Source organism: Streptomyces sp. NPDC058045, from assembly GCF_042885635.1.
Classification (GTDB): domain Bacteria; phylum Actinomycetota; class Actinomycetes; order Streptomycetales; family Streptomycetaceae; genus Streptomyces.
In genome coordinates this window covers 55,011-67,873 of record NZ_JBHVRR010000020.1, presented here as the reverse complement: position 1 = coordinate 67,873, position 12,863 = coordinate 55,011, and the positions used below count along the sequence as shown (strand labels likewise).

18 protein-coding genes are annotated in these 12,863 nt (G+C 71.2%); 9 read left to right on the top strand and 9 right to left on the bottom strand.

Annotation, left to right across the window (positions count from 1 at the left end; translation table 11 throughout):
• Positions 1 to 49: 49 nt before the first annotated feature.
• Both rpsN and rpmB read right to left on the bottom strand, forming a co-directional pair.
• Complete coding sequence (gene rpsN, locus ACFVST_RS14990; RefSeq protein ID WP_390150822.1) at positions 50 to 355, bottom strand: 30S ribosomal protein S14; 306 nt, start codon at positions 353 to 355, stop codon at positions 50 to 52.
• On the bottom strand, positions 355 to 591 hold the full coding sequence (gene rpmB / locus ACFVST_RS14985) for a 50S ribosomal protein L28 (RefSeq protein WP_390150820.1): 237 nt from the start codon (positions 589 to 591) through the stop codon (positions 355 to 357). Before rpmB ends, rpsN begins: the two co-directional genes overlap by 1 nt.
• A gap of 61 nt (positions 592 to 652) precedes the next feature.
• On the opposite strand from rpmB, the gene rpmG reads away from it, so the two are divergent.
• The 5 genes from rpmG to rpmF are packed head-to-tail and all read left to right on the top strand — an operon-like array spanning position 653 to position 2,766.
• Positions 653 to 817: a 50S ribosomal protein L33 gene (gene rpmG / locus ACFVST_RS14980; protein WP_390150818.1), complete on the top strand. Its 165-nt coding sequence runs from the start codon at positions 653 to 655 to the stop codon at positions 815 to 817.
• Between the two features lie 52 nt (positions 818 to 869).
• Positions 870 to 1,127 carry a type B 50S ribosomal protein L31 gene (locus ACFVST_RS14975; RefSeq protein ID WP_390150815.1) on the top strand — a complete coding sequence of 86 codons (258 nt, stop codon included), beginning with the start codon at positions 870 to 872 and terminating at the stop codon, positions 1,125 to 1,127.
• Entirely contained in the window at positions 1,124 to 2,275 is a 1,152-nt protein-coding gene (locus tag ACFVST_RS14970) for a GTP-binding protein (RefSeq protein ID WP_390150812.1), read from the top strand. The genes ACFVST_RS14975 and ACFVST_RS14970 overlap by 4 nt, the downstream gene beginning before the upstream one ends.
• Before the next feature lie 42 nt (positions 2,276 to 2,317).
• Positions 2,318 to 2,554 carry a 30S ribosomal protein S18 gene (rpsR, locus tag ACFVST_RS14965; protein WP_390150809.1) on the top strand — a complete coding sequence of 79 codons (237 nt, stop codon included), beginning with the start codon at positions 2,318 to 2,320 and terminating at the stop codon, positions 2,552 to 2,554.
• A gap of 41 nt (positions 2,555 to 2,595) precedes the next feature.
• Entirely contained in the window at positions 2,596 to 2,766 is a 171-nt protein-coding gene (gene rpmF / locus ACFVST_RS14960) for a 50S ribosomal protein L32 (RefSeq protein WP_390150806.1), read from the top strand.
• 129 nt (positions 2,767 to 2,895) lie between these two features.
• On the opposite strand, the gene ACFVST_RS14955 is transcribed toward rpmF, so the two are convergent.
• Positions 2,896 to 3,639: a C39 family peptidase gene (locus ACFVST_RS14955; protein ID WP_390150803.1), complete on the bottom strand. Its 744-nt coding sequence runs from the start codon at positions 3,637 to 3,639 to the stop codon at positions 2,896 to 2,898.
• A 315-nt stretch (positions 3,640 to 3,954) separates the two neighbouring features.
• On the opposite strand from ACFVST_RS14955, the gene ACFVST_RS14950 reads away from it, so the two are divergent.
• Positions 3,955 to 4,323, top strand: coding sequence for a hypothetical protein (locus tag ACFVST_RS14950; protein WP_390150800.1), 369 nt, complete (start codon positions 3,955 to 3,957; stop codon positions 4,321 to 4,323).
• Positions 4,324 to 4,378: 55 nt separating this feature from the next.
• Here the strand turns inward: ACFVST_RS14950 and ACFVST_RS14945 are convergent, their stop codons facing one another.
• The 4 genes from ACFVST_RS14945 to ACFVST_RS14930 all read right to left on the bottom strand — a co-directional run bounded on the left by ACFVST_RS14945 (position 4,379) and on the right by ACFVST_RS14930 (position 7,217).
• Positions 4,379 to 4,570 carry a hypothetical protein gene (locus ACFVST_RS14945; RefSeq protein WP_390150797.1) on the bottom strand — a complete coding sequence of 64 codons (192 nt, stop codon included), beginning with the start codon at positions 4,568 to 4,570 and terminating at the stop codon, positions 4,379 to 4,381.
• 157 nt (positions 4,571 to 4,727) lie between these two features.
• Complete coding sequence (locus tag ACFVST_RS14940; RefSeq protein WP_390150795.1) at positions 4,728 to 5,474, bottom strand: ABC transporter permease; 747 nt, start codon at positions 5,472 to 5,474, stop codon at positions 4,728 to 4,730.
• Positions 5,475 to 5,478: 4 nt separating this feature from the next.
• Entirely contained in the window at positions 5,479 to 6,231 is a 753-nt protein-coding gene (locus ACFVST_RS14935) for an ABC transporter permease (RefSeq protein WP_390150792.1), read from the bottom strand.
• Positions 6,228 to 7,217 (bottom strand): ATP-binding cassette domain-containing protein, encoded by a 990-nt coding sequence (locus ACFVST_RS14930; protein ID WP_390150789.1) that lies wholly within the window; start codon positions 7,215 to 7,217, stop codon positions 6,228 to 6,230. Before ACFVST_RS14930 ends, ACFVST_RS14935 begins: the two co-directional genes overlap by 4 nt.
• A 48-nt stretch (positions 7,218 to 7,265) precedes the next feature.
• Between ACFVST_RS14930 and ACFVST_RS14925 the strand changes: the two genes are divergently transcribed.
• A complete protein-coding gene (locus tag ACFVST_RS14925; protein ID WP_390150787.1) occupies positions 7,266 to 8,492 on the top strand; it encodes a sensor histidine kinase in 1,227 nt (408 codons plus the stop codon).
• On the top strand, positions 8,489 to 9,163 hold the full coding sequence (locus ACFVST_RS14920) for a response regulator (protein ID WP_390150784.1): 675 nt from the start codon (positions 8,489 to 8,491) through the stop codon (positions 9,161 to 9,163). The genes ACFVST_RS14925 and ACFVST_RS14920 overlap by 4 nt, the downstream gene beginning before the upstream one ends.
• Here ACFVST_RS14920 and ACFVST_RS14915 read toward each other — a convergent pair.
• A complete protein-coding gene (locus ACFVST_RS14915; RefSeq protein ID WP_390150781.1) occupies positions 9,143 to 10,402 on the bottom strand; it encodes an MFS transporter in 1,260 nt (419 codons plus the stop codon). The genes ACFVST_RS14920 and ACFVST_RS14915 overlap by 21 nt on opposite strands.
• 187 nt (positions 10,403 to 10,589) lie before the next feature.
• Complete coding sequence (locus ACFVST_RS14910; protein ID WP_390150778.1) at positions 10,590 to 11,213, bottom strand: TetR/AcrR family transcriptional regulator C-terminal ligand-binding domain-containing protein; 624 nt, start codon at positions 11,211 to 11,213, stop codon at positions 10,590 to 10,592.
• A gap of 174 nt (positions 11,214 to 11,387) precedes the next feature.
• Between ACFVST_RS14910 and ACFVST_RS14905 the strand changes: the two genes are divergently transcribed.
• Positions 11,388 to 12,860 carry an MFS transporter gene (locus ACFVST_RS14905; RefSeq protein WP_390150775.1) on the top strand — a complete coding sequence of 491 codons (1,473 nt, stop codon included), beginning with the start codon at positions 11,388 to 11,390 and terminating at the stop codon, positions 12,858 to 12,860.
• Positions 12,861 to 12,863 lie beyond the last annotated feature (3 nt).

Here is a 12,863-nt window from a genome sequence, read left to right as displayed (position 1 = left end):
AATCCGCCGCCGGAAATCGGCGGCGGATTTCCTCATTGCCGTCGGGGACTTACCAGGACGACTTCGTCACCCCGGGCAGGTATCCGGCATGGGCCTGTTCGCGCATCCTGACCCGGGAGAGGCCGAAGTGGCGCAGATGGCCGCGGGGGCGGCCGTCCACGCTGTCGCGGTTGCGTACCCGGGTGGCGCTCGCGTCACGGGGCTGGCGGCCCAACTCCGCGCGTGCGGCGGCCTTTTCGTCGTCGGTGGTCTGCGGGGAGGCCAGGACGGACTTCAGTTCGGCGCGCCGCTCGGCATAGCGGGCCACGATCTGCTTCCGCTTCTCGTTCTTCGCGATCTTGCTCTTCTTCGCCATCAGACACGCTCCCCGCGGGCTCGGATGCGGGCGACGGCGGCTTCGATGCCGATGGCGTCCACGGTCTTGATGCCACGGGCGCTCAGCCGGAGGCGGACGTGCCGCCCCTCGCTGGGCAGCCAGTAGCGCTTGCGCTGGATGTTGGGGTCGAAGCGGCGCGAGGTGCGCCGGTGTGAGTGGGAGATCTTCTTGCCGAAGCTCGGCTCCGCGCCGGTGAGCTGGCAGCGAGTGGACATCAGGTCTGGGCCTTCCTGTAGCGCCTATCGATAATGGAAATCATTGTCGTATACTAGCCGCATGGCTCGCAACGAACTACGCCCGATCATCAAGCTCCGCTCCACCGCCGGTACCGGCTACACCTACGTGACCCGCAAGAACCGGCGGAACGACCCGGACCGGCTGGTGCTGCGGAAGTTCGACCCCGTCGCCGGCCGCCACGTCGAGTTCCGCGAGGAACGCTGAACGCCGGCCTCCCCCAGCGGCCCCACCCCGAACGAGTACAGGAACACACCTCATGAAACCCGGAATCCACCCCGCCTACCGGCCGATCGTCTTCCGTGACAAGGCCGGTGGCTTCGCCATGCTGACCCGCTCGACCATGTCCAGCGACAAGACCGTCGAGTGGGAGGACGGCAACACCTACCCGGTGGTCGATGTCGAGATCTCCTCGGCGAGCCACCCCTTCTACACCGGTACCGCGCGCGTCCTGGACACCGCCGGCCGAGTCGAGCGCTTCGAGCGCCGCTACGGACGGGACGGGGCCCGCCGATGACCTTCGAGGGGCCGATGCCCGTGGTGATCGTCGGCGGTCTGCACGCCGAGGCCCGCCGGGGCACGGTCGAACAACTGCTGCGCGAGGTGCCCGACAGCGTCGCCCTCCACCACGACCTGTCCGGCGGCCCCGCGCGCACCGTGCGCCGCAGCGTCCGCGACGCCACCGGCATCACCGACCTCGGGGACACGCCCCTGGTCAACGACTGCGCCTGCTGTGCGCTGCGCGAGGACCTGGTGCCCGAGCTGGAGCGGCTGGCCGACGGCCGCCTCACCCGCCTCGCCGTGGTGGAGCTGTGGGACTCCGTGGAACCCCGCGGTATGGCCGAGGTCATCGCCGCCCACGGCGACTGCGGCTTCCGGCTCACCAATGTGCTGACCGCCGTGGACCCCGCCCTCGTACTGCCCTGCCTGGCCAACGGGGACGACCTGGCGGAGGCTGGTCTCGCCGCGGCGCCGACGGACCAGCGCACCGTGGGCGACACCTTCGCCCGGCAACTGGAGTACGCCCCCGTCCTCGCTCTGGCCGACGGGCCCGCCATCGGGCTGGACGACCTCGCCCTGTTGCGTCAGCTCCACCCCACCGCGCGTCAAGTCCCCATCGAGTCAGGCCAGTTGGGCGCCGTCGCGGTGGCGGGCTTCGATGTGGACGCGGCCGCGGCAGCGCAGCACCCGGCGTGTGCGCGGCTCCCGCAGGACAGCGACGAGGCGGGGGTCCGCACGCTCGTCTGGCAGCGCCGCCGCCCCTTCCACGCCGGGCGGCTCTATGAGGCGCTGGAGGACCTGTGCTGCGCCGCGGTCCGCAGCCGGGGCAGGTTCTGGCTGGCGGACCGGCCGGACAGCCTGCTCGCCTGGGACGCCGCCGGTGGCGCGCTCTGCGTGGAGAGCGCCGGCCCGTGGATGGCCTCGCTCCCGGACGCCGCCTGGGAGTTGATGCCCGCCGAGCGCCGTACCGCGGCCGCGCTGGACTGGCACCCCGAGCACGGCGACCGCTGCCAGCACCTCGTCTTCACCTCACCCGACCTGGACCGGGCGGGCCTGCTCTCGCTGCTGGACTCCTGCCTGCTCACCGACGACGAGCTGGCGTACGGACCCGCGGCCGCGCACCGGCCCACCGGGTTCGACCAGCTCCTCGACATCGCCGTCTGACCCCGTAACCACCGAACCACCCGATCCACCCAGGAGGTCTCCATGCCCCGCCCGGCCAGGGCCGTGCTCGCGCAGCGGAAGCGGCGGAATCCGCTCGACGCCGCCGGCATCACCTACATCGACTACAAGGACACCGACCTGCTCCGCAAGTTCATCTCCGACCGCGGCAAGATCCGCAGCCGCCGGGTCACCCGCGTCAGCCGGCAGCAGCAGCGGCAACTCGCCACCGCCATCAAGAACGCCCGCGAGATGGCCCTGCTCCCCTACTCCGACCGCTGACCCGCACACCACAGTCGCTAACCGAGAACGAGAGGACCCCCATGGCCGTCCCCAAGCGCAGGATGTCCCGCAGCAACACCCGTCACCGCCGCGCCCAGTGGCGTGCGAACACCCCCGCACTGGTACCCGTCACCGTCGAGGGGCGCACCCATCTGGTGCCGCAGCATCTGCGGAAGGCGTACGAGCGCGGTCTGCTGCGTCCGGAGGGCTGACGCGGTGTGCCGGGCCGGGGGCTGCCCGGCCGCGTCCTTACTCGGCGCTCGCGCGTACGGCGGTGCGCTCCCTGGCCTGGGGAGTGCACCGCCTCAACTCGCAGTGTCCACCGGCGAGTTGGCCACCGGTCAGGCGGAGTAGCCCTTCGGCGGGATCAGGGTGGCGAGCTGGGAGAAGTCCAGCCAGTAGATCTGCCAGCCGTTGAAGGAGGCGGAGTCGGCGATGAGCACGGTGTTGTAGTCCGTGTCATAGCCGATGACCGTGAAGTAGTGGTAGATGGTCTGGTCCGAGGGATAGCCGGGGGGCTGGTTGCCGGGGGGTGCGACGATGTTGGCGACGACCGCGTAGTTGTTGTCGATGTCCGCCGTCACGTCCGACCACAGCAGGTTGATCTGGTCCTGGCTGGGCGGGTCGTTCGGCATATAGCGGGTGTAGTACTCCCCCGCGTCTATACGGGAGTTGAGGACCGCGGTGACCTGGCTGATGTCGTCGGTGCCGCCGGTGTGGGTGCCGAGTTCGGCGGCGAGGGTGGCCTGGCTGGGGGCCGCCACCCGGGCCGAGAGGGCGCAGCGGGTGGCCGCGGGGCCGCACCAGTAGCCGGTCTCCTGGACCTGGTACTCGACGGAGAGGACGTGCTCGCCCTTGGTGTGCACCTCCTTGGTGCGCAGCGTGGGGAACGCGGTGCGGACGCGGCCGACGGTCTCGGTCTCGACCTGGATGCCGTTGGGGTGTGCGGGGCTGGGCGGCAGCGGGGCGATCTGGCGGCCGCGTCCGGCGGCCCGTGCGGTACCGGCGGCCTGTGCGGTGCCGGTGGACAGGAGTGCGCCGGTGGCGCCGAGCGCGAGTGCGCCAGCGAATGCTCTTCTTCGCATGTTCGGCTTCCTTCTTCTGTGGGGGGAGCCATGAGCATGACATATCGAAGAAGCGGTAGGGAGGGGGCAATCGGCCGACCGACTGTGCTGCTGCCCGTCAACGCGCCGTCTACACCGGCCGGTTGCGACCGACCGAAAGCGCCCAGCGGGTCGCATGACGGGGATGCGACATACGACGGCGGGACCGTTGAGAGCGTACGGTGGTGGCCGCTCTCGGCGACGGGGCATCGAGGGTTCCGTGGTCCTCGCGCTGGGCGACGGCCACCGGCTGGCCCGTACGCTGATCCCGCTGCTGTCCTGCGGGGGCGGGAGGCGGTGCGGGGTGAGGACGCGCTGGTGGTGTGCACGGCGGGGCGCCGCGGCGGGACGCTCGCCAACCGCTTCCCGGTGACCGTCCAACTCGCCGCGGACGGAGGGAAGTCGACCGTAGGCGCCCTGCCGCGGCTCTCCGCTCTCGACGGCTACGGGGCGACGGGACGGTGGCTGGTGGCGGCGGAGGTTCGGCGGGACGGGAAGGTGTTCCGTACCTATGACGCGCGGGGCCGGCAGGTGGGCGAGGCGCTGCCCGGTCGACTCCATGCGGTGGACGGACGGTACGCGGTGTTCACCCGGGGCGAGTGTGACCGGACCGGGTGTGCCCTGGCCGATTACCTCGCCAAGTCAGGCCGGTGGAGCGGTAGTTGAGCAGGTAGCCGCTTCGGCCCCGGTGGGTGGGTGTCCAGGGTCGTCGTCACACCGCTCAGGAGCCCAGATACATCGCGGCCATCTGGAAGGCGATGACCGGCATGGCCCGTGCGGGCCGGTCGGCGGTGAGCGCCTTCTGGAGTACCGGCACACCGGCCCACCCCGCCGCACCCCAGAGAGGCGCTGCGGACAGCCACACCGCGGGCGGCGCCGTCAGCCAGAGCGTGCCGAAGCTGAGGGCGAGCACCAGCGGGAGGGCGATCAGCAGCGGTGTCGGCCGAGGCGGTCGAGCGGTCCGCCGATCAGTGCGGCACCGGCGACACCACCGATCTCCCACGCCCAACTCCGGGTGCTCATAGCCGCGTGGGGGTCGTCAACCCGACCACCGGCTGTACGCGGCCCGGCTACCGGAGTTTGACCCTGCGGAGCACCACGAGGGTGAGTGCGACGGCGACCGCGGTCAGGGCCAGTGCGGTCGCCAGCAGCGGTAGGGCGTCGCCGGTGGTGAGACCGCCCGAGCCGGCCAGTGCGGTCGAACCCAGGTTCAGGGCACGGGTGTTGAGGGCCTGGGGCAGGACATGGCTGAGTGGCCGGAGTCCGTCGGAGGTGACCGAAGCGATGCCCACCACGCAGCCGAGGACGCACAGGGCGACCGGTGCGGCGAAGGACTTCAGCAGCAGCGACAGCATTGACTGGATAGCGACCAGGGGCAGCGCGGCGACCACGGAGAGGCACCCCACGAGCGCGAACCGCCAGGGGATCGCCCCGTCTAGCCGCAGGATGAGGCTGCCCGAGACGAACGTGCCGACGACCAGCACCAGTTGCATGAAGGCGACCGGCACCGCGATCACGGCGATCTTCGCCAGCACCAGCCGGATCGGGCGCCGGGTCGAGGTGAGCAGCAGGTTGAAGTTGGTGCCGCGGTGCTCCATCCGCCAGGCGGTCGCGGCCAGCAGCCCGATACCGGTGGAGAAGAACAACAACCCGTAGAACAAGGTGACTTGGGAGGTGAAGGACGCCCAGCCCGAGTCGAGGGCGTCGGTGTGGTTGCCGAGGTTGACGGTGCCGGTCGTCACGGCCAGCAGCGGCAGGATCAGCGCGATCAGCCAGGTGGTGGAGCGCTTCAGTTTGACGAGTTCTGCGGAGAACACCGCGTTACCTTTCCAGTCGGTCCAGACGGCGGGTGACCTGGGCGAACACCACGCCGACCAGGAGCAGGAAGCCGGCGATCCACCCATAGGGCGGGGAGGTGTGCACCACGTCCGCGTCCTGCTGCCTGGCGTGGGAGATGACGGCGTAGTAGCCCCACGGGATGATCCGGGAGGTGGCACCCGGCATGAGGAGGGTGAACACCGCGAGGAAGGCGCCGAGCATTCCGACGCCGACGCTGACGAGTTGGTTCTCCACCACCGAGGCGAGCCAGATGTGCAGCGCCAGGAACGCCGTGTCCACCAGGAACAGCAGTGCCGTGTAGCCGGCCCAGGGGCCGAGGTCGAGCGGGGTGCGGATACCGGCCAGCGCGCCCGCGCCGAGGACCAGCAGGCTCTGCACGGCGACGGCCGGCGCCAGCACCAGGCCGAGCGCGGCGAGCTTGGCGCGGCAGAGGGTGCCGGGTGTGTGACCGGCGGTGGAGGCGAGCGTCCAGCCGGCGCCGGAGTGCTCGATATCGGTCTGCCGGCTGGCGAGTACGGCGACCAGGATCGGCGAGGTCATCGCGGACATCATGGTGTAGGTCAGCAGCAGCCCCGTCCACGGTGCCGCGCCTGCGTCGTGGAAGGTGTCCCGGGTGCTGCCCGAGAACAGGGAGGTGCTGGAGAGGGCGGCGACCGCGGCGACCAGCACCGCGAGGATGGGGGCGGTGCGCAGGCGGCGCATCTTGCGGAACTCCAGCCGGATCGCGCGCCTCACAGCCGCCCTCCGCGCCCGGTGAGGTCCATGAACACGTCTTCCAGGCTCTGTTGGACCCGCCGCACCTCGTGGATGGGGACACCGGCGACGGCCAACCGGTGCACGATCCGCGCGGTCTCCTCCTTGTCGATGCCGCTGATCCGGATGCCGTCCCGGGTGGGGGTCGCGGTGATGCCCTGGGCGAGTGCCGTCTGCGGGTCGGGGGTCTCGATGACCAGGTCGGGGATGGAGTGCCGGAAGAGTTCGTCGCGGGTGCCCTGGAAGATCAGCCTGCCGCCTGCGAGGATGCCGAGGACACTCGCCATCCGGTCGATCTCGTCCAGCAGATGGCTGGAGACCATGACCGTGATGCCGCGCCCGGCGAGCTGCACCAGCAGGGTGCGGATCTCCTCGATCCCGGCCGGGTCCAGCCCGTTCGTCGGCTCGTCCAGTACCAGCAGTTCGGGGTCGCGGGCCAGGGCCATCGCGATGCCCAGGCGCTGCTTCATGCCCAGGGAGTAGTTGCGTACGAGTTTGTGCTGGTGCTCGGCGAGTCGCACGGTGGCGAGGGCGTGGTCGATCTGTGCGGTGGAGAGGTCCAGCATGTCCTGGACGATGCGCATGTTCTCCCGGCCGGTGAGGTGCCCGTACCCGGGTGGGGCCTCGATCATCGAGCCGATGGAGGGGAGCAGTTCGGTGCGGGTGGTGCGGGTGAGGGGGCGGCCCAGTGCTTCGATCTCGCCGCTGGTGGGCTGGGTGAGGCCGAGGATCATCTTCATCGTGGTCGACTTGCCGGATCCGTTGGGGCCGAGGAAGCCGTAGACCACACCGTGCGGGACACGCAGGTCGAGGGAGTCGACCGCGGTGTGGTCCTTGAAGGTCTTGGTCAGTCCGCGGGTGGTGACGGCGGCGCTCATCGGCGCCTGCCCTGGGTGGTGTGCATGGCGTCCACCCTGGTCGGCGGGGGCCGACGGCAGATCGTGCCACGGGATGGGGCCGGAGGTCATACCACGGCATGATCTCCGCGGTGGGCGGGTGCCATAGCGTCGGAACGCATGGAACCCTTCGCACGCACACCGGCCGCGGACCGGCTTCCGGTGCGGCTCCGCGACCGGCCCGGGGTCCTCGACGCTGCCCTGGCGGTGCTGCTCCTGCTGATCGGCGCGATCAGCAGGCCCACCCTGTCCTTCGCCACCGGGCCGCACACCGTGTACACCCTGGTCGTACTCGGCTGCACCGCCGCGGTCGTCCTCCGCCGGATGCTGCCGCGCCTCACGCTGGCGGTGACGGCGGTACTGCTGCTGGTGCACCTGTTCCCGGCCGGTGACCCGGGGGTGTTCGCCGCGGTGATCTGCGTCCTCGCCGCCTACACCACCCAGACCCAACTCGCCCCGCCCTGGCGCTGGTTCTACCTCCTCACGGTGTACGGCGGTGCGGTCACCGCCGTACTGGTGTCGCCGCTGCCGTCGGCGGACGTCGGTCCGCGGGACCGGGCGGTGGCGGCCGGTGTGGTGCTCGCGGTGCTGACGGTGGCGGTACTGGCCGGTGTGGTGCGCCGGCAGCGGCGGACCAGGTACACCCTCGCCGTGGAACGCGCGCGGGAACTCGAAGCGCGGCAGGGTGTCGAGCGGCGCCTCGCCGCCGTGCAGGAGCGCACCCGTATCGCCCGGGAGATGCATGACATCCTCGGCCACTCCCTCAACGCGATCGCCGCGCAGTCCGAAGGTGTGCGCCACATACTGCGCACCGACACCGGGCGGGCGGACCAAGCCCTCGCCGATATCGGCCAGTTGAGCCGCCGCGCCGTGGACGACGTACGGGATCTCATCGACGTCCTCCGCACCGACGAGGACGGGCGCACCGCCCCGGAGACGGCCATGCGTCCCACCCCCGCGCTGCGCGATGTGCCGGATCTCATCGCCTCCCTCCGGTACACCAGGGCGCCCGTCAGACTCCGGGTCGACGGCGAACTCGGCCTGGTACCGGGGCAGGTGGGGCTGGCCGCCTACCGGATCGTGCAGGAGGGCCTGACCAACGCGCTCAAGCACGCCGACGGCGCCCCGATCACCGTCCGCCTCGACGTGGAGCACCGGCAGGTACGGGTGACGGTCCTCAACTCCCGTGCCGCCAACGGTAGATGCCCCGATGCGGCCGAGGGTGGGCGCGGGATCGTGGGTATGGAGGAACGTGCCCGGGCGCTGGGCGGGAGTGTGGACACCGGGCCCGATCCGTCGACCGGTGGATGGCGCGTCACCGCGGTGCTGCCCTGGACCCGATCGTGATCACGATCGGTCTCGCGGACGACGAGCCGCTGTTCACCGCCGGAATCGCCATGATCCTCGACGCCCAGCCCGATATGCGCGTCCACTGGCAGGCCGTCGACGGCGCGGACGCCATCCGCCGGCACGACCGGGACCGGCCCGACATCGTGCTCCTGGACATCCGGATGCCCACCCTCGACGGCCTCACCACCACCCGCCGCCTCATCGACGACGGCACCCACAGCAAGATCATCATCCTGACCACGTTCGACGCCGACGAGCATGTCCTCACCGCCGTCGAGTCGGGCGCCGCCGGATTCCTGCTGAAGAACACCCCGCCCGAGCAGTTGGTCACCGCGATCCGCACCGTGCACAGTGGCGACGCCGTCATCTCGCCGGGCCCCACCCGCAGGTTGTTCGCCACCTTCCGGCACCGCCCCACCGCACCACCCCCGCCCGGCGCCGGCACCCGCGCCGCCGCCGGGCTCACACCACGGGAGTGCGAGGTCCTCGCCCTGATCGCCGAAGGGCGCACCAACCGCGAGATCTGCGAGGAACTCTGGCTGTCCATGCCGACCGTCAAGACCCATGTCGGCAACCTCATCGCCAAGACCGGCTCCCGGGACCGCGTCCAACTCGTCCTCTTCGCCCTCAGAACCGGTGTCGCCTCCCTACCCGACGCCCTCGGTTGAAGCCCGGCGGCGCAGCGACCAGACGATCGCGTAGACCAGGGCGAACCCGGCCAGCAGTCTGGTGGTGCCGGGGATGCCGATGGCCGCGGCGAGCGGGGCCACCGCGAGAGCGGACACACCCTGGAACGCGGAGGCGAGACCGAGGGCGAGTGCGATGACCCGTCCGCGGATGTGGTCGGGGGTGGCGACTTGGAGCCCGTTGATGACGAGGTTGGCGCACATCCCCACTCCGATGTGCCCGACCACCGCCGCGGCCATACCGGGGCCGAGTGCCGTGACCTGCGCCAGGACGAGATAGCCGCAGCCGAAGACCGCCAGCCCGGCACCCGCCGTGCGCACCCTCCGCCGCATCGACCCCGCGACCAGCCACCGTCCGGCGAAGGTACCGAGTACGGCCCCCGCACCCTGGGCCAGATACATCGCCCCCACACCGGCGTCACCGACATGGAAGCGGTCGAGTGCGTACCCCGGCAGCAGGCCGACGACGCCGTAGGCCAGGCGCAGTCCCAGCGTCAGCCACAGCAGTGCGGCGACCACCGGGGTGGCCCGGACGAAGGTGCGGAGTTCGGCGGTGTCGGCCCGGATGCGGATGCTGCGGGTCGGCGCCGCCTCGGACAGCGGGCGCTTGATGCGCGCGATGAGGAGTGCGGAGGCCGCGAAGGACGCACCGTCGACGAGGAGGGTGACGGTGGGTCCCCAGACCGCGGTGACCACACCTCCCAGGCCCGCTCCCACCAGCAGGCCCGCCGCGTACAGGCTTCCCAACGCGGCCTGCGCCAGGGGGAGTTCGCGCCGGGTGACGAGATTAGGCAGGGCGGTCTCGGGGATCGGGGCGGCCATGGACGCGGTGACGGAGAGCCCGGCCAGACAGCAGAGGGCCAGTGCGACGGACCCGGTGTGGAAGGCGGCCAGCAGTCCGACGACGGGGAGGAGCGCGCCCAAGTCGCAGGCGATACGCAGGCGTTGGCGGTCGAACCGGTCGGTGAGCGGGCCGATCAGCGGTAGTAGCACCACCCCGGGCAGCGAGTTGACGGCGAACAGCAGTGCCGTCCACCCCGGGGACCCGGTGTGACGGTAGACGAAGCTGCTCAGGGCGACGAAGGTGAACCAGTCACCTGTCAGGCTGAGCGCGGAAGCAGCGAAGAGACGTCGGAAGTCGGCGTTGCCGCGGATGAGCGCGACAAAGCCGACGGCCGAGCGCCGTCGGGCGAGGAACACCAGTGACTCCAGCGGTGCCACGTCCCGGCCGATACCGGGACGAACGACGGAAAGGACGTCGTGAGTGCCCCGCGGCCACCCGAGAAGGGACCGCGGAACGGCGGGGCTGGTCAGTCACCGAGGCGATGCATGGGCGGCATCGTACCGACCGCCGGAGGACAGGGGGAACGGGGGCCGGGAGGATCGGGAGGGCTCCGGCCCCGGCCGGTCACGTCTTCGTCCACACACCTTCCGCGGCGGCGTGGGCCGCTGCCCGGGCGGCGCGGTCGGCGTCGGCCCGGGTCGGGGGGCGACCAGTGTTGATCAGGGCGTAGTAGAGGGGGGCGGAGACGGCGGCGATGACGGGGTGCGGGTCGGTGCCCTCGGGGACTTCGCCGCGTCGGACGGCGTCCGTGACACAGCCCGCCCACTCTCGGATGCGGACGTCGTAGAAGCGGTAAAGGGCCTGCGCCGCCTGCTCGTTGCAGAGTGAGGCGGCGATGAGGGATCTGAAGAGGGGGCCCTGGCGCTCGTCCGTCAGGGTCTCGGCGACGAGGCGGGCGTTGGCCCGCAGGTCGCCGAGCAGGCTGCCGGTGTCGGCGCGGGCCACGGACTGCTCGGCCATGTCCGCGAGCAGATCCGCGGCGAGCGCGCCGGGGGTGCCCCAGCGGCGGTAGAGGGTGGTCTTCCCCACGTCGGCCTGCCGGGCGATGTCCGCCAGGTCCAGGGAGTCGAAGCCGGACCTGGCCAGGGTGTCACCGGCGGCGCTCAGCACCGCCTCCCGCACCCGGGCGGTACGGCCTCCGGGACGGACGGTGCCGGGCGACTGCGGGGCTGCCGAGGGACGGGGCACGGGCTTCCTCCTGATCCTGCTGACTCTGCGATGGCCAGCCTATCGGATCCACAGTTCCCTTACCCGCCTTAACGGTGCTACAGTCCCGATTCATAACGGGACTCCAGACCCTTTACTGGTTCTGGTGCGCCCCCGTACGAGCCGTCCCACCCCGCAGTAAGAGAGGGAACCGCCATGTCCACCACCGAAGCCGAACCCGGCGCCGAATCCGGAGCCGTCGACAGGGAGAGAGGGGCGAGAGGTACGGGTGCGGAGCCGGTGCCCGCCGGGCTCACCGGGCGGCTGAAACTGGTCCTGGCCGTGCTGCTCGTCGCGCAGTTCATGCTCGCCGTGGACTTCTCGATCCTCAATGTGGCCCTGCCCGCCATCGGCGACGGCCTCGGCTTCAGCCTCGCCAACCTCCAGTGGATCGCCACCTCCTTCGCCCTCTGCGCGGCCGGCTTCACCCTCTTCTTCGGCCGCATCGGCGACCTGCTCGGCCGCAAGCGGATCTTCATCGGCTCGCTCGCCCTGCTGGGCGCCGCCTCGGTCCTCGGCGGACTCGCCACCTCGCCCGCCGTACTGATCACCGCCCGGGTCCTCCAGGGCCTGGCCACCGCCGCCGCCACCCCGGCCGGGCTGTCCCTGCTGACGACATCCTTCCCCGAAGGGCCGCTGCGGCAGAAGGCGTTGGGGATGAACGGGGCCCTGATGTCGGCCGGGTTCACCGCCGGTGCCGTCCTCGGCGGCGTCCTCACCGACCTGCTGTCCTGGCGGTGGGCGTTCTTCATCAATGTGCCGGTCGCCGCGGCCGTCGTGGCCATCGCCCCGGCGATCATCAAGGAGTCCCGGCCCACCGAACGCCCCAGGCTGGATCTGCCCGGTGCGCTGGCCGTGACCCTGGGTCTGCTGGGCCTGGTCTTCGGCCTCACCCAGGCCGGGGAGTTCGGCTGGGGCGATCCGCGGGCCGTCCTCGGGCTGATCGCCGGAGTGGTCCTGCTCGCCGGGTTCTTCGCCGTCGAGCGCCGGGCCGAACAGCCGCTGGTCCCACTGAACGTCCTGGGGCGCCGGAACATCGCCTGGGGCAACCTGGCCGGGCTGCTGGCCTTCGTCACCGAGACCTCGCTGGTCTACCTGCTCACCCTGTATCTGCAGAAGACGCTCGGCTTCTCCCCGCTGGCCGCCGGTGCCACCTTCGGGGTGCTGGGCGCGGGCACCGTGGTCGGCGGCCTGCTCGCCCCCAGGGTGATCGCCCGGCGGGGCACCCTGCCGACGCTGGTGACCGGGGCGCTGGTCCAGGCCGGGTTCACCGCCGCGCTGCTGTTCCTCGGTGAACAGACCGGCCCCGCACTGGCGTTGCTGCTTCCGGCCACCTTCCTCGGCGGGGTGGGCAACATGCTCACCATCGTCGGTTTCATGGTGACCGCGACGACCGGTCTGCCCGACCGCGAACAGGGCCTTGCCACCGGACTCGCCTCCATGTCCCAGCAGGTCGGCATCACCATGGGCACCCCCATCATGTCCGCCGTCGCCACCGCGGCCACCGTGGGTGCCACGGGTACGGCCATCCACCACGGCATCACCGTCGCCATCGCCGTCAACGCCGCGCTGGTCCTGCTCACCGCCGTCCTCGCCGCCACCTTCCTCCGCACGGGCAGCGGAAAATGACGG